Origin of the sequence: Sphingobacterium sp. UT-1RO-CII-1 (assembly GCF_026711005.1) — a bacterium.
GTDB lineage: Bacteria > Bacteroidota > Bacteroidia > Sphingobacteriales > Sphingobacteriaceae > Sphingobacterium.
Window position 1 is genome coordinate 351,146 of record NZ_JAPPVJ010000003.1, and the last position, 17,581, is coordinate 368,726.

Genomic DNA, 17,581 nt, shown 5'->3' on the forward strand with positions numbered 1-17,581 from the left:
TAAAATATAATTCAAGAATAGCCGCCCATACTTAAAGGAAGGGGCGGCTAAACTACATCCTTTAGTTATTTACTGCCTCGATAGAAAACATGCCTGAAATATCATTCTCACCGTTTCCTCCCAAATTGTCCACAAACTTCATCATTTCCACCGCAGTATGAACATTAGGCGTCGCATTATCTGCATCGCCCCTGCCCGAAGACAAAGTAATCGTATGCACTTTACCGCTTAATAACTTATCAAAGTCCGCTTTAATCATAATTTTAGGTGCAATCTTACCTACCATAGCATGCTGAGGCAATGTCAAAACCACATCCCTATAAGCATCTACTCCTGGAACATAAGAACTTGGGTCATTTCTATTGCCATCTAATGTGCTTCCAGTATGTATAGACAGCTCTTTATTATCTATCTCATAGAAACCTTCTATCTTCGTAAAACGATATCCTGTTCCCCACTCCCACATCATCTTCGTGTCATTAGCTCCAGCTTCAGCATAAAACCCAGGAAATTTCACCTCATCCAATGTATTCAAACCCTGTTTAACACCTAGACCAAACTTGATCTGCTTATATTCACCTGCAGGGATATTTGTCATGACATAATCTAGAGTCTGCGGCTTAGCCTGATTTATGACAGTCGCACCTTTATCTAAATCGTTAATATGATAAGGAATCTCTCCTCCATCCGCCTTAATCAACCGGATATTACTAATCACATACTTTACTTCGGAAAATCGGTGTTCTTGGCCTTTTGCAGACGTATTCACCGATGCTAAAGAAGAAGATGCATCGCCCAAAATAATAGTCTCATCCTTAAAGGTATTATTAAAACTCAATGTTAACTGATTCGCGACAGGACTATCACTATCCTTACTACACGATATAAACGAGATAAAAAATAGGCCTAAAAAAAAGTATGGATTCAATATTTTCATGATATAAAATTTTATAGTTTATTTAATAATTTGCGTATTGTTATTCGTTGCTTTTAGCATAAAAAACATCAGCCGATAGGCGGTGGTACAATCACCTCCCTAAAAGGATCTTCGTAGCAAATATCCTGATAAACAGGAGCATTACTACCAATATCAATTATTAAATCACGCACTTCAAATTCTATAATCGGAACCGTCATTAGGTCTACTTTCGAATATACAGTAGACGGCACCGAACCCTTCTCTTCCGTGTTCTTTAGTTGCTTCCTTAAGAAACATGCTCCGTGGCAATGCATCATAGGCTCATCTTTGTTTACACAAAAAGCAGCTTCAATTTCTTTCTGGTTCAATTTAAAATGAAGCACAATAATAGCCTGTTGAAAACCGATCAACAGTGATAATATCATTAACAAAGAAATCAATAGCCTTTTCATTTTTTTAAAAAGAAAGCTTCATAGAAGTAAAAATATTACGCCCCATTCGTGGTATACTTCCCCAATCTGCATAGGTACTGTAATATTCATTAAATAAATTTTCAGCTCCAACCTGTAACATCGCCTTATAACCTCTAAAACTAAACATATAACCCGCCGAAACATTCCAAAGGGTATATGCAGGCGTTAAATCTTCCCCATATTCCGGACTATAGTTTTCTTGAGAAAAATCACCGTTAACTGAGGTTTGAGCCGAAAATCTACCATACATAAAATGTAAAGAAGTCTGATAACTCAACGGACGTATAAAAGGTAGATTTCCCCCTTTATCATCAGTCGAGCGAGCATAAGTCAAAGTCCCTTTCCAATGTAAATTTTGCAATAAATCATAATTCGCATTTAGCGCTAGGTTAAACAATCGAGCATATCGTAAAGAAGTATAACCTTTAACACCTACAGATTGATAATTCATCGGACTTCCCAAACTTAAAATTTGCCCGACTATATAGTTTTCTATGTGAAAATAATTCACCTTAGCTCCTATCCCTGCTCGATCAGTTTTATACCCCACCCCAGCGTTCATCTCATACGAAACTTCATTCTTCAAGTCAGGATTTCCTATATAATCATAGCGATCAAAACTATTATAAATATAATACCCGTACCCTTCTGATACCGAAGGTGCCCGATGCCCATATCCTCCTCCAATAGAAAAATCAAATTGATCTATGTTTAATTCATATCCCGCAAACAAACTTGGAAGCATCCTATCTTTTTGTTGAGAGGCTCCTGGATGAAAAATCCAATTAAACTCAATATATTTAGAACGATTGTAATTCCAACCTAGCGATCCCCCAAAATTAAAACGGCTGTTAGTCGAAGCATCCCATGCGTTTTTCATAGAAACACCCGTAAAACGTGTCGTCACCCAGGGCCAAGTATAAGCAAACATTGTTTTTTTTTCTCTATCCTGTGGATACATAGTCATTTCTGCTATAGAGACATTTTCGTACATATTCAACTGTAGCTCTGAACTATAATTTCCCTTCTTTAGATTTACCTGCGAAAGCAATCCATAAGTCGTACTCCACCCAGGCATATCCATGTGCACCAAATTCTCCGGACGTTTCGTATCATCCATATAATGTTCTATCGCATTAAAATAAAACTTAGTATCCCACACCTTTAACAAGCCTTCTTCAAATAACCGCTTATAGGCAGCTGACGTAATAATCGCACGGGAAAGCCATAAATCCATAGGTAAAGCTGGAAACCCAACATCCTTTGCCTTATCATATATAGCATCAACTCGAACTGACGACAAATCATCAATTTTATAAGCTAAACCCATAGACGTATTAAACTTATTATACTGTGAATGCCTAACCTCGTTATTCTTCCCATCCGAATAATTCCCCGCATTACGAAAAGAAACACTCCCATCAGCTACAAACTTAGCCCCCGAATAAGACAAACTCCCTAAATTAAAAAACTGCTTATTATTAAATTCAAAACCACTCTCATATACACCAGACCATTGTTTATCCAAAGCAAAAGGTGTACTTTTTCTTTTCATATCAATGCTTCCTGCTACAGTAGCACCATGCATACTCCCTTCCTGCCCCGAAGTAATTTCAATAGTCGATAAGTTATTTGTCTCAACATAAGAAGTCACAGGATCCATCTTATCTGTACAGGCACCAAAAATATGCATACCATCAATCGTAATGGTAGATCGTTCAATAGCCATATTGTTCAGCAACGGCTCCCAAGCGTAGGCACCTCTTTTAATAAAACTTATATTATCTGAAGAAGCTAAAAACTCATCCACTGACACTGCCATTTTTAAATCGGTTTCAATCTTTCGCTTAGCCTTTGCTGTTATTTCTACTTTTTCAATATTTCTTATACTATCCCTTTTTATACCTACCTCCTGCGCATGTGTGTGCAGCACTCCCAAAACTACAAGCCCCAAAAACGTATTAATCGTCTTCATACTTTAAAATAAAACATCTAGATGCAACTCACTTTTCTTACCTTCCACCCCCGGTGTAAAATCATCAGGAACAACCGTACCTTTCAAAACTTTCCCTTGCTCATTCAACATAATAAAATTCAATGTCCAATTTCCGGTCATCGTATAGTTCACTCGGCCTTCATACGTACCATCTTCTTTCTGAGTAAGATCTTGATTATTTGGTGATGAGTGATTGCCCATGGATGGTTCAGGCATACGCGGATCTAACCGCAATGTATACCCTTGTGCCTCTTGATAAATAGGGAAAGTGGCTTCGCCATATTCCTGTTCTATTTCATAATTCTCCTGGCTATAAATACCTGCCACCAATGTATTCTCACCTACCTTTGGACTTTGTGGGGCTATCAAAGCAATAATATACTCACGTTCATCCCTACCCAGAAAAGAAGTCATATTTAAGTTCTTATTTTGTTGTTCTCTAACAATAACATCTTGCCTAGCTTTAGATATAGTCCCGTCAACTGTAAGATTAATTTCAAACGCCCACTTTCCGTTGTCATCACTCCTTTCAGTAAACACTACATAGCCTTCCAAAAAATCGTCCCCCGAGTTATAAACCATCTCTTGCAAATGCGGACAGGAAGATAACTGCTCATTTTCACCTATCCTTATCGGTGTAAAACTCACAACTGCTCCCTTAACCTTTTCATTACTAATCTTATCGTAAACCTTTAAGCGTATATCATTATACCCCTTATAAAAAGTACCATTTAGGGCCTCCACACTAATTTTATGAGATTCTGTTTGTAAAACCGCAGCTTCTTCAAACTCGCTATATACCGGCACCTCCTGATCTATTTCTGCTTCATAGTCTGTTTTACTTTTCGTACATGATAAAAACATAAAAAACAACAGGATAAGAAAAAGTAGATTTACTTTCATACAAGTCATATTATTTAAAGATTTAAATGCTCTACCACAAAGCTTAGATTATTATAAAAGGTCTGGCACAGTCTCCTTTTATAAAATCAAAAATCTTTTTCGTTAAAATGTTAAATGAATAAATACCTGAGATATATACCACATATCAAAATACTTCCATTTAAAAAGAAGTACACTATCCAATCACATGAATAAAATATGGATATAACTATGTTTAAATGAAATTAAACTAACTAATAGGGGGGCGAAAAACAGAAATATTATAATTATAACGGTAATCAGTAGAATAAAAAGAAAGGCTACTTTTCGTAACATCTAACAGAGGGTCGGACATTAAAAAATCAACATATTCAGGAGTTACATACAGCGAACTATACTCGTACACCAATAGATTTTTTTTAGTTCCTTCCTTTTCGTGTTCCGCTACTTTCTTCATCAACACACACTGACCGTCACAGTGCAATTCAGGTAAATCGATGTTCATACACTTTGCTAAGTATTCTGGCAAATGCAACTGATAGTCCAAAGTCATGATACTGCGATAAAACGATTGCAGTGTCAAAACGACTAAAAGAATATATGCACAACAACGGATCAAAACTACTTTACCTTTATTTTTAAATGATTTGTGCCAAATATAAATAATACATAGAAGGTTTAAAAGGTATTTATTTGTTTTTATAGAAAATCGTTGTCAAAAATAAAACTCCAAATACAAAAAAGATTACTCTTAAGGATATTAAAGTCACTTCAATGATATTGGTCTATACAGATAAAACGGCAATATTTCAACCTATGGTCTATAAAAAAACGTATACCTAGAACAAAAAAACAACCTTTTTTCACAGATTTTAAAACCAATCCTTGCCTACTCCTTTGTCATATTTTTGTCTTAAAACCATTAGTACTAAACCCTACTCATCAATAATTATTAACATTGCTCTTATTTATAATAATTCTAAATAACAATGAGTAATTCACTACTTGATAATCAAATACTGGAATTAATTGCAGATGGTGATCATCAGGCTTTCCATGAACTGTTTCGTCGCCACTATGCCAAATTGTGTAGCTTTGCCAATCAAGTTTGTAACGACAGCCAACAAGCAGAAGATATTGTTCAAGATTTTTTCCTTAACCTTTGGCATAAACGGGATCAAATTATCATTAAATATACTTTTAAAGCCTATGCCTATCGCTCTGTTCACAATGCTACAATCAATTATTATCAAAGAAATAAGTTTAAACATGTAGAATTACAGCCCGATGATACAGCAGAAGCATTTGCCATTCCAGATAATGGTTTAGACTATGAGGAAAGAGAACATATATATAGTTGTTTAGAGTTAGCTGTCGAAGAATTACCAAAACAATGCAGAAAAATTTTTAAATTGATATATTTCGAAAACCACTCCTACGCACAGGCCGCTAACCAACTTGGTCTTTCAATTAATACAATTAAAGTACAAATGAACAGAGCGTATACGCGAATACGAGAACAATTTGAAAAAGACCACAAAATATATGCTAGCTTACTCTTCCTGCTGATATACCTTCTCGAAGAAAAAACGGGGTGTATTTTATAAAAACGCCTCTTCTTCATTTAAAAACACAAAAATACAAAACAAAAACAAACTGATAAACAGCGTTTTATAAATTTATTTATAATCAGTTTAAATAAACGTAATACAAAACTAAGCTTTCTGTGTCTTAGGAGTAGTGAAAGCAGAAAATAAATATTTATTAAGTACAATCAGTGAAATCGAGTGGGCACTCGTACTGCAGGTACTAGATGGTCGCATCCAGGAAACTGACCGTTTATTTCAGGATTGGTTGGCTGAAAAGGAGGAGAATAGTTTGTTTTACAACGCAATTCAGGAAAGCCTGAAACCTAATGCGCTTCAACACTTCGAATTCAACACCGAACAGCAACTATATAACATACAGAAAGAAATAAGCCATAAAAAAACTACCTGGAGAAGAAGTTGGCGCCTATGGCGTATAACAGCCGCAGCCGCATGTCTCTTATTCGTTACAATTGGAGCAACATTATTTTTCAAATCTGAGAATAATAAAAATACACCCCAGATATCGTTGCACAGCACTACCCCCCTAGACACAATACGACTAGAAGACGGGTCAATGGTGTGGCTAAATGAGAAAAGCTCTTTATCCTTAGCTGCCGACTTCGGAAAAAAAGACCGTAAAGTGATTCTACATGGTGAAGCCTATTTTGAAGTTGTAAAAGATAAAACAAAACCATTTATCGTACAGGTTGACGATGCAAATGTTCGTGTCACTGGTACATCCTTCTCTATCGATGCTCGAGAGGCTAAAAAAGTAATAACAACAACATTATATAGTGGTGGAATCATTTTCTCAACGTCAAAAATAGCTGATATCACCCTAATACCTCAACAACGCATAGTCTATTCTCCAACCACTGGAAAAGCAACCATAGAATCACTAAACCGTCATATAACATCACCAACTTGGAGGCTGGACCAAGTAATACTCGAAGACATGCCATTAGCCGAGTGTATGACTATTCTAGCCGAATGGAATCAATTGGAGGTAAAGTATGCTGAAGAAAGGTTAAAGCTGATTCCATTTAATGGAACATTGACACGTTCAAACTCATTAGAAGAGTGCCTAAAAATGTTAGAAGCCACCAAAAAAGTTAGACTAAAATTGCTAAACAACGAAGTCTATGTTATGCCGGCAAAACAAAAATAACACAGCCCATACATTATGAAATTTACGTTCTTAATTTAAACACAAATGATTAAAAAACAACCATATATCAGGTCACTAAATGGCAGGGTAAAACTATCACGATACAAAATAAGAGTTATCGCACTCTCCTTATTCTGTATAATAGGATTGACGGCAACCGTAGTAAGTCAAACCATCAAAGTAGATGTCAAGAACACGCCAATATCAACTATACTTGATCAAATAAAAAAACAGAGTGGACTTTCACTTTTTTATAGTAGTGAAGATATAGATACCCACAAACGTGTCAATTTTAACTTCATAGGAAAAGAAGCTGATGCAGCATTAAAACAATTACTAGGTCTTGATTATGTTATAACACATAGCGGACACCAGGCGCTATCAATAGCTTATCAACCCCAACCCAAAAAGAAAACAACCCGTATTTCCGGAGCCATACAGGACAGGTCTGGGCAACCGATAGAAGGTGTGACTCTCCAACTCAGTAATAAATCCATGGGGGCATTCACAGGAAGAGATGGACAGTTTTCACTGTCATCTATGCCAGGCGATGAACTCTCTATCTCATTTGTAGGTATGCAACGCCAAGTCATCGAAATTCCAACTCAGGACACAACGATTCTCGTAATAATGCAGCCTTCAAACCTTACGGTAAGTGATGTGGTGGTTACCGGCTATCAAGAGCTGCAACGAAAACAAGTAGTAGGGTCAATATCTTCTCTAAGTCCTAGTAGCCTTACTCAACTAGGAGCAGTAAGTGTTGATCAAATGTTACAGGGGCGTATACCTGGCATGACTGTAACAGGTATTATCGGCAATCCCGGAGCTCCACCAAAAATCAGAATCAGAGGAACCTCCAGTATTACAGGGGATCAAGAACCAATATGGGTAGTCGATGGAGTAATTTGGGAAGACCCTATACCTATCAGAAACCGCGATCTAGCAACAGCTGACGACCTGACATTACTAAATATGGTCGGAAGCAGTATAGCGGGTCTAAATCCAAATGATATCGAGTCCATTGATGTATTAAAGGATGCGTCAGCTACAGCAATATATGGAGTACGTGCAGTCAATGGTGTTATTGTAGTAACGACCAAGCAGGGAAAAACAGGAGAAACACGCGTCAATTATTCTGCCGATGTACAGATTCGTGCTAGACCCAACTATGGACAGGTAGATGTTATGAATGCCGCACAACGACTGCGTACATCTGAAGAATTATTTGCAGCAAACATCCTATCTACCACTCGCTCTAATAAAATTGGATGGGAAGGAGCATACTTGGACTATACGGCTAAAAACATCTCTAAAGAAGAGTTTGATCAACGTCTCCAAAATATGGCTACAATGAATACAAATTGGTTCGACGAACTATTTACTAATTCTTGGAGTCAGAATCATAACCTTAGCCTTAGTGGCGGTTCTCAACGCACCACCTACTTATTCTCTGGTAGTATCTACGACGAGAAAGCAAATGCAAAAGGTAGTGGACTTACACGTTATGCAGCAACAATGCGCTTAGGTAACCAAATCACTGATCGTCTATATACAGATCTGAAAGTTGGAATTAACATTCGAGACAATAAGGGCTTTCACAAAAGTATAAACCCTTACACTTATGCAATCAATACCAGCAGAGCTATTCCAGCCTATGACTCCAATGGCTTACCTTTCTTTTATGATATGGGAGCACCACAAAATGGAGGTTGGCTTAACTACAACATTTTCAACGAACTATCAACAACAGGGTCTACATTAAAAGCCAAAGAACTCCAAGCCCAACTCAATCTCCGCTATTCTATTTTAAAAAACTTACGATTTGAAAGTTTATTAGCTTACAATACAACCACAAGTAGAAACGAAATGTGGGCCGAAGAGCGCTCGCACTACATCAGCTATATACGAGGTTATCAGTACGGAGCTTTCTCACCTTCTACATCGCAATTTGATCGCAGTCCCTTACAAATGGGCGGTATTTTGGAAACTAACAGAATGGATCAATCAAGCTATACAGTAAGAAACCAGTTGTTTTATGATAAAGAATTCACTGGAGAACACCGACTTACTGTTCTAGCGGGTAATGAAATACGTAGTGTTGGTTACTATGGCGATGAACAAAAATTACATGGTTATTTCCACGATCGTGGTGGACTTATCGTAAATTTAGAAAACAAACAAGCTGAAAAAAATAAATACAATTTCACCAACAGACGTAATAATTATTTATCTTATTATGGAATTGCAGACTACCGATATGCTAACCGATACATAGCCAACTTCAGTGCGCGTTATGACGGTTCCAATCTTTTTGGAAAAAACAGCAGATTCCGTTATTCTCCAATCTGGTCCGCAGGAGCTAAATGGATCATCTCAGAAGAAAATTTCTTGCAGGACAGTAAGCTACTATCACACCTTGCGGTCAGAATGTCCTACGGGTGGCAAGGCAATATCCGTTCAGATGCTTCACCATCATTAGTTGCGGAACAAAATAATGTAGATCCTCTCACTGGTAAATACTATTCAAGCATCCGCTACTTCCCCAACCCCGATCTTCGATGGGAGAAAAGCGCCACATTGAATGCAGGTTTAGAAATAGGTTTATTTAATAATAGGATAAACATAGCAGCTGACTATTACAACAAAAAAGGCAAAGATTTATTAATTGACCAAATAGTATCTTATACCAACGGTCGCAATACTGTATTAGTCAACGGTGGCGATATGTATAATCGCGGAATAGAATTAAGTCTGAGCGCTTATGTCCTAAGAAACCAGCAATTCAGCTGGCACACGACACTGACCGGAGCAAATAACCGCAACCGCATCACGCTTGCAAATGTCGAAGAATCATCTCGCCAAAACCGATATAATGGCCGTGCAGTTATTCAAGGAGATGCTTACGGAAGTCTATACTCCTACCGTTTTATGGGATTAAATGAAAAAGGCTGGCCAACATTTTTAAATGAAGATGGCACCCAAGCGCACATGTCCACGTTAGATCAGGCAATACTCCTTAATTCAGGAAGCATCAATCCAGACCTTAGTGGAGGGTGGCATAACACATTCCGTTATAAAAACATCACCCTTGACCTGGCTATGGCCTTCAATTTTGGAAGTGTTAAAAGACTACCCAAATACTATCCGAGTGAATCGATAGCATTCCCTTTTGATGTTGTCCAAAACTTCCCAGCCGAATATATTAACAGATGGAAACAACCCGGTGATGAACAATTCAGTAATCTCCCGGTTTTAATGGATGTATTAGCACTTACACAAGGGAAAAATTCACCTCACAATTTCCCAACTCCCAATGGTTTCGTGTACGCGACTTCTACTCAAGCCGCACTTCACATGCATGAAATGTATAACAACAGTGACCTTCGTGTTATCAAAGCTGACTATGTTAGGCTACAAGCAATAAATGTCCACTATGACATGCCACAGAAATGGGTTGCCAGAACGCCTGTAAAAAGTTTGCGCATACGTTTATCTGCACAAAATATTGCTTTCTGGGCGGCAGATAAAGATCGTCTCTCCGGTAGAGACCCTGAAATCATTGATCAGCCAGACGCACTTCCTATTCCTAGAATATATAGTTTCGGTATTAATGCCGGTTTTTAAAATTTATTATAGATAAAAATAAACATGATATTTTCAATGATAAATAAAAAGATCACCATATTGATCTTACTCCCTTTATTTGGTGCCTGCACAAAATTTATGGAGGAAACCTCTGCTGATATAGTAATCCCAGAATCCATCTCTCAATACGAGGAACTACTATATGGCGGTGGATATCCGGCTGGTAGTGCTGGTGTTTCCGCCGTAGACAGCTACAACAATCTCGATATAATGACTGATCTTGTCGGGTATAACCCAGTAGGAGGAACGTCCTCCCCATGGAATGCAGACAACATGACTTTTCGAGCTTTTTATAGATGGGAGGCAGATATGGAACAATGGAACTCCTCGCTTCTACATGGCATTTGGCAAAAAACCTATGCGGCAGTCATGGTCTGTAATACTGTAATAAATGACCTCGAAACAGCACCTATCAAAACGTTTGAAAATCAAGAGTTCCGCGACCATGTACAAGGTCAAGCTTTTCTACTTCGTGCTTTTCATCATTTCACACTTGCTACATTATTTGCAGAACCTTATCGCCCGGACATAGATAATGAAATGGGCATACCTATAAAACTTGAAGCAGGAGTTGTAAAAGGAGGAATAGCACGAAACACAGTGCATCAGGTGTTCAAACAAATTCGCAATGATATAGATAAAGGTTTGTCATTAATAGATAAGAAAACCTTTGACACGCCTTACACCATTAATTATCGTGCCGGATTAGTGCTAGCAAGCCGAGTAGCCTTAGTTATGGAAGACTGGCAGTCGGTAATCAAATATGGTGAAGAATTCACAGAAATACACCCTGCATTAGCTCCTTTAGAAGGAGCCTACAATGACAATAACCGCTTTATTCAAGCGAAGAATGTTGAAGTAGTTTTTCTTTATGGTGCTAGCAACCCTGTCACATTACTTTATAATGGTCAACACCCAGGTTTTGTTGTAGACGACGCACTATTCGATCTGTACAAAAAAGATAAAAAAGAAACAGAAATAGATTTACGTCCCACTTGGTTTTTCACTAAAAACTCCACAACGGGAGTTCCTTACCCTACAAAAAAACAAGGAACAGCAGGTGCCCGAGGCAATGCCTTCCGCAGTGCAGAAGTTTACCTAAACCTAGCAGAAGCCTATGCGAAAAAAGAAGAAAGGGCAAAAAGTGTACAAATATTAAACAAATTACGAAAAAACCGTATTCAAAACGCTATTAATTTAGCCGACGCAAACTGGAAAGGAGAAACACTAATGCAATTGGTCAAAAATGAACGCATCAGAGAGTTGTGTTTTGAAGATCAGATACGGTGGATGGACTTAAGAAGATTTCAAGAGACAGTACAGCATGAATGGCAATTAAATGGGCAACACTATAGAGTTGTTTTAACACCTGAGGATAAAGGGTATACATTACAAATTCCAAAAGCCGAACTGGACAGAAACCCTTTATTGAAAATGATTCAAAGACCGCAACGTCCCGTAGAAGTTTTAAATAATTAAAATATGAAAATGAAAAACAACTCAACTATACTTTGGATATTATTAGCGCTATTAACCTTCTGCTACGGATGCGAAAAAGACAATATCGCTAAATTTGAATCTACAGGTGTATTAGATTATCCGGTTGATGAATCATCACCATCCCATGCAAAACTAAAAGAATGGAGAGAAAAATATAACACAACCATCCTTTATAAAGACCTTCATGAACGGGATTTTGTATGGGATTTTGAAACAAAAAAACTAATTGGAATGGTAACTACAGATGTATCTGAAGAAGTATTACCAAGTGCAATTTCTTTTTTTGAAAAACATATTTTCGCTTATTACCCCCAAAGTTTCTTAAAAGAATACTTCCCTTTGCGTTTAGCTTTGGCCGATAGCTGCTATATGTTTATGGATCAATTTAACCTCAAAGTTCCACATGCTTCTGTACAAACAGCCGGGACCATGTTAATGGCTAACATAAACGAGCCCTTCACAATGCTGAGCGATAACACATTACAACAGCAAGCTCGAACATTCAACAATGAATTTTTCAAATACATGTACAGGCGAATAGAAAAAGACCTGCCTGAATTTTTCCAAATGGTAGATTACTCCTACAGCAGACCTGCAGATGCTAAAGATCCGCAACCAAAAGAACTCGGGTTCTGGGCATTTCGATCCGTACGATTTGCTCCTTTAGCTATAGATGACTTTGCAATCTGGATGACAGAAATTGCTTCCACTCCTCCTGAGAAAATGGACGCTCGATTTTATTTTACTAGAGAAACAAATTCAGAGCCCCAACTCGAATACTCGCCTATGATGAAAAAAAGATATGACCTGCTTTCAAATTATTTCAAAAGCATTGGATTAGATATTCATGAATTAAGAGGATTATACCAATGATAACAAGATCAGCTCATTTGTCCAAATATATTATAGCACTATCCATATGGATAGTGCTATCCTATAACTTGGCACAAGCGCAAGAAGTACAGCGTACAAAAACCAACAGTACAATAATAGATTGGCACTTACAAAAATGGCAGCCAGGAAAGAGTTACGGAATTAGTTGGAACATCGTAAAAGACAGCCTACTCACAAACCAAATCCCCACTCCTGTCGTAGTTGCTATTCTAGATACAGGCGTAGATACGGCGCATCACGCAATCTATAAAAGATTATGGCATAACCCACATGCACAAAACGCCCCCCATTCTAAGAAAAGACACAATAAATATATTAATGACAAATATGGATGGAATTTCTTAGGGAACAGTATTGACAACCAACAGAATATCACTAAAGAACATTATGAATATCAGCGCATATATTTTAATGGTCTTTCATCCTATGGATCATATAAACCTAAAAAATGGGCTAAACTATTCCATAAAAAAGGTTATCAAGAATGGCAGCGTGCCAAAACGGAAATGATTTCAAATAGCCCCGAACGCCTTATGGCTAGAGGGTTGCGTTTTTATCAGTCGTTACTGCCCGACCAAGACACTGTTCTACAAATAAAATTTCAGAAAACATACGATTACAACGATCTGGAAAAAATGACTATAGATTCTACCGATCATACACTAGTAGCAGCTAGAGGAATGATGATGGGAATGTATCGTTATTTTCCTAAACACACGAAGAATTCTGATATAAATAATGCTATGGATAGTGTAATAGCCTACTATCAAGCACTCCCTCCTACTTTACCGGACTCACTGGGCAGTTATCGCACAGCGGTGATAAACTTCTCAAAAGGAAAAAAAGGGAAAAGACACTATGGGAACCCTAACATAGCAGCTTCAGATACACGACATGGTACCCATGTCGCTGGAATCGTGGCAGGCATAGCGCAAACCAATGGATTCTCCGGTATCGGAAGCTCTGAAGTATCCCTTATGATCGTTCGGGTCGTCCCATCTGATGGTGACGAACATGACGAAGATATAGCTGCGGGAATTCGTTATGCTGTAGATAATGGAGCTCACATTATTAATATGAGCTTTGGGAAATCATATTCACCAGATCTAAAGCTTGTCAATAAAGCTATACGCTATGCTCAAAAAAAAGATGTCCTGCTTGTTCATGCTGCAGGCAATAGCAGCATAGATCTAGATACCACATATAATTATCCTAATCCTAAAGTCGGTCGAAAGAAAGCTAAAAACTATATCACAGTAGGTGCATCAACAAACCCCCATTTCTCCCATGGGAAAATAGTCGCAAAATTCTCCAACATCGGAAAAAATACAGTAGATGTTTTTGCTCCCGGCGACAATATTTATTCCACCCTACCAGGCAATCGATATGCGGCACTAAGTGGAACCAGTATGGCTGCCCCTGTAGTTACAGGATTAGCTGCTGTACTAAAAGCTTATTATCCAAATTTGAAAGCACACGACTTAAAACAAATTATTGAAGCATCCGTATTACCCCCCGATCAGAACGATCCTTTAATTAACAAAGAGCAAAAATATATCATGCAGGAAAATTCTATTTCCGGTGGAATCATAAATGCTTTACGGGCTTTTGAACTTGCAGAGAAATGGTATAACCCAGAAAACAAAAAACTATAAATGAAAAAGCTATTATTATTCTACTTAATAACCCCTATATACCTTTCGGCGCAAAAAGATCCGCTATACAAGGTATACAACACAGCGGACAAAAAGGAAATAACACTTGACCAACTCATAAAAGAAATCAGTTTGGCACAAGTTGTCTTCTTTGGTGAAGAACACAATGATTCTGTTGCCCATGTCCTCCAACTGGAAGTATTCAAAGGGCTTCATAATATCCATGGAAAAAACATTTCACTTTCTATGGAAATGTTCCAGACCGATGTACAGCTTGTATTAAATGAATACCTCGCTGGACAAATCACAGAGAAAAACCTTCTTGTAGACGCACGACCGTGGCAAAACTATAAAGATTACCGTCCATTAGTCGAATACGCTAAAAGTAACGGCATCTATGTCCTAGCTGCCAATGCTCCCTCTAGATATACAAACCGAGTAACACGTCACGGAGTTCAAAGCCTAAAAGAATTATCAACAGAAGGAAAAAAGCTCATCGCACCATTACCTATTGATACATTAACGGGCAGATATTATGAGAAATTTGTTGGCTTACTGGGTGGACATGCCGGTATGGGAAATATGAAAATATATCAGTCTCAAAACGTCTGGGATGCGACCATGGCATCTAAAATAGCAAAGCTAGCTAAGAAACGCTCCATTAAACAGGTTTTGCACCTCAACGGTCGCTTCCATACCGATGAAAAACTGGGCACCTATGCACAGTTGCAGCGTTATGGTAGAAAACTAAAACTGATAAATATCTCATCATTCAGCCATGACAATCTCGATGCACCCAGCTGGGCATCATGGGAACACCTCGGCGACTACGTTATTCTCACAGCGTCTAGCGTTCAAAAAACTTTTTAAAACACTCTATTTAAATCATTTTACAACCATTAATAATTACACAACAATGAAAACATTCAAAAAAATAATCTATACAAGTTTGTTTTTCACTAACGCCCTCATATTGGGAAGCAGCTGTAACTCCGCACCTCAACAAAACAAACCCTCCCTACTCGATTCTGCACGCATTGTATCCGTCAATGGCACAACCTCCGAAATCCTAGCCGGATTGGGACTCGAAGACAAAATTGTGGGAGTCGATGTGGCAAGCACCTATCCAGAAAGCCTATCCAGCATACCGCAAATTGGTCATAGCCGCAAATTATCTTCAGAAGGGATTCTAGCCCTAAATCCCACAATGGTCATCGGAACGAAAAAAGACGTCAGCCCCGAAATCGCTGAAATACTATCCTCTGCAGGAGTCAACTTAATGCTTTTTGAGCAAGAATTCAGCGTTGAAGGTAGCAAACACCTCATTCGCTCCATAGCTGATAGTCTAGGAATCCATAACAAAGGAGATTCCATCATACAAATACTAAAAAATGACCTCGAGCAAATCAACATTCAAAAATATAAAGACCAAAAAAGTAAAGTACTCTTTATCTATGCACGTGGCACCGGGACAATGATGGTAGCAGGAGAAGATACTCCTATACAGAAAATAATAGAACTGGCAGGAGCAGAAAATGCGGTAAGCGGCTTTACAGATTATAAACCTTTAACAGCAGAAGCCTTAGTAGCTGCCAACCCTGATGTTATCCTTTTATTTGATTCCGGACTGAAAAGCCTGGGCGGTATTCCTGGTCTACTAGAAGTTCAGGGAATAAAAGAAACCAAAGCAGGAAAAAACAAAAAATTCATCGAAATGGACGGTCAGTTTCTAACTGGATTCAGCCCCCGATTAGGTAAAGCTTTGCAAGAGCTTTCGACAAAGATTTATCAATAATTTAAGCCAATTTTAAATTGAAGAATAGTATTATATTTATTGTATTATCCGTCATACTCATCGTAGCTAGTTTGCTATCACTCTGCTTAGGAGCTGTTCAAATCAGCGTAAGTGAATTAATGGCTATTATCGGACATCAGCTTGGCTTTACAGACGGGGCCACATTTCAGCCACAACAAGAAGCCGTTTTTATAAACATACGTTTGCCAAGAGTATTACTTGGCATACTGGTCGGTAGTGCACTCAGCATATCTGGAGCTGTGATACAGGGACTATTTCGCAACCCGCTTGCAGAACCCGGACTGATAGGCATATCCTCTGGAGCCATGCTATTTACCGCATTACTCATCGTAGTTGAAACCCCGTTATTACTCCTCATAAAAACTTATATGGGATATTATGCGCTAGCATTTTCCGCTTTTGTCGGAGCTTGTCTTACAACATGGATGGTCTACAGGCTATCCATGCGCAACGGGAAAGCGGATATCACTACCTTGCTCCTATCCGGTATAGCTATAAATGCCCTTTCAGGAGCATTTACCGGTTTGCTCATTTTTCTGGCCAACGATGAACAGCTCCGTAATATTACATTTTGGAGCTTGGGAAGCTTAGGCGGTGCTAATTGGAAAACTGTAACAACCATGTTGCCATTTGCCATCATTCCTGTAGCTATTCTTCCCTTCTTTGCAAAATCCATCAACGGTCTTGCCCTCGGAGAGGCACAAGCTATGCATATGGGTATTAATGTATCCACTTTGAAAAAGATCATTATCCTACTGGCAACACTGGGTGTCGGAGCATCAGTAGCTGTAACAGGACTGATCGGTTTTGTAGGGCTGGTCGTACCGCATATTATCCGTATGTCACTTTCGTCAGACCACCGGTTGGTCATCCCTGCTTCTGCCCTTTTAGGTGCCATAGTCCTGCTCCTATCCGACCTTATAGCAAGAACTATAGCATCTCCGGCAGAACTTCCCATTGGTATATTAACAGCTATGATAGGAACACCCATCTTTATATACATTATCGTACATGAACGCAAAAAAAGATTTTTTTAAATAAACA

14 protein-coding genes are annotated in these 17,581 nt (G+C 38.3%); 9 read left to right on the top strand and 5 right to left on the bottom strand.

All coding sequences use genetic code 11. The features are described 5' to 3' along the window. Positions 1-61: 61 nt before the first annotated feature. The 5 genes from ORI89_RS08905 to ORI89_RS08925 all read right to left on the bottom strand — a co-directional run bounded on the left by ORI89_RS08905 (position 62) and on the right by ORI89_RS08925 (position 4,775). Positions 62-937, bottom strand: a complete 876-nt coding sequence (locus tag ORI89_RS08905) for an MbnP family protein (RefSeq protein ID WP_268230113.1) — start codon at positions 935-937, stop codon at positions 62-64. Positions 938-1,005: 68 nt separating this feature from the next. Continuing rightward, positions 1,006-1,371 (bottom strand): hypothetical protein, encoded by a 366-nt coding sequence (locus ORI89_RS08910; RefSeq protein WP_268230114.1) that lies wholly within the window; start codon positions 1,369-1,371, stop codon positions 1,006-1,008. 4 nt (positions 1,372-1,375) lie between these two features. After that, positions 1,376-3,367 (bottom strand): TonB-dependent receptor domain-containing protein, encoded by a 1,992-nt coding sequence (locus tag ORI89_RS08915; protein ID WP_268230115.1) that lies wholly within the window; start codon positions 3,365-3,367, stop codon positions 1,376-1,378. 3 nt (positions 3,368-3,370) lie between these two features. After that, entirely contained in the window at positions 3,371-4,291 is a 921-nt protein-coding gene (locus ORI89_RS08920) for a hypothetical protein (RefSeq protein WP_268230116.1), read from the bottom strand. Between the two features lie 229 nt (positions 4,292-4,520). Further along, positions 4,521-4,775 (bottom strand): hypothetical protein, encoded by a 255-nt coding sequence (locus ORI89_RS08925; protein ID WP_268230117.1) that lies wholly within the window; start codon positions 4,773-4,775, stop codon positions 4,521-4,523. A gap of 484 nt (positions 4,776-5,259) precedes the next feature. Here ORI89_RS08925 and ORI89_RS08930 point away from each other — a divergent pair, with 484 nt between their 5' ends. From ORI89_RS08930 to ORI89_RS08970, 9 genes are all read left to right on the top strand, one after another. Next, positions 5,260-5,877, top strand: a complete 618-nt coding sequence (locus ORI89_RS08930; protein ID WP_268230118.1) for an RNA polymerase sigma factor — start codon at positions 5,260-5,262, stop codon at positions 5,875-5,877. 133 nt (positions 5,878-6,010) lie between these two features. Continuing rightward, positions 6,011-7,027 (top strand): FecR family protein, encoded by a 1,017-nt coding sequence (locus ORI89_RS08935; RefSeq protein WP_268230119.1) that lies wholly within the window; start codon positions 6,011-6,013, stop codon positions 7,025-7,027. A gap of 45 nt (positions 7,028-7,072) precedes the next feature. Then, positions 7,073-10,651, top strand: a complete 3,579-nt coding sequence (locus ORI89_RS08940) for a SusC/RagA family TonB-linked outer membrane protein (protein ID WP_268230120.1) — start codon at positions 7,073-7,075, stop codon at positions 10,649-10,651. A gap of 36 nt (positions 10,652-10,687) precedes the next feature. Then, positions 10,688-12,151, top strand: a complete 1,464-nt coding sequence (locus ORI89_RS08945) for a RagB/SusD family nutrient uptake outer membrane protein (protein ID WP_268230121.1) — start codon at positions 10,688-10,690, stop codon at positions 12,149-12,151. 3 nt (positions 12,152-12,154) lie between these two features. Further along, the gene (locus ORI89_RS08950; protein ID WP_268230122.1) at positions 12,155-13,045 is read left to right on the top strand and encodes a hypothetical protein; all 891 of its coding nucleotides are present in this window, start codon (positions 12,155-12,157) and stop codon (positions 13,043-13,045) included. After that, positions 13,042-14,721, top strand: a complete 1,680-nt coding sequence (locus ORI89_RS08955; protein WP_268230123.1) for a S8 family serine peptidase — start codon at positions 13,042-13,044, stop codon at positions 14,719-14,721. The genes ORI89_RS08950 and ORI89_RS08955 overlap by 4 nt, the downstream gene beginning before the upstream one ends. After that, positions 14,722-15,591, top strand: coding sequence for a ChaN family lipoprotein (locus ORI89_RS08960; protein WP_268230124.1), 870 nt, complete (start codon positions 14,722-14,724; stop codon positions 15,589-15,591). Positions 15,592-15,637: 46 nt separating this feature from the next. Further along, positions 15,638-16,516 carry a heme/hemin ABC transporter substrate-binding protein gene (locus tag ORI89_RS08965; protein WP_268230125.1) on the top strand — a complete coding sequence of 293 codons (879 nt, stop codon included), beginning with the start codon at positions 15,638-15,640 and terminating at the stop codon, positions 16,514-16,516. 17 nt (positions 16,517-16,533) lie between these two features. Next, positions 16,534-17,574: a FecCD family ABC transporter permease gene (locus ORI89_RS08970; protein ID WP_268230126.1), complete on the top strand. Its 1,041-nt coding sequence runs from the start codon at positions 16,534-16,536 to the stop codon at positions 17,572-17,574. The last annotated feature ends 7 nt before the right edge of the window (positions 17,575-17,581 follow it).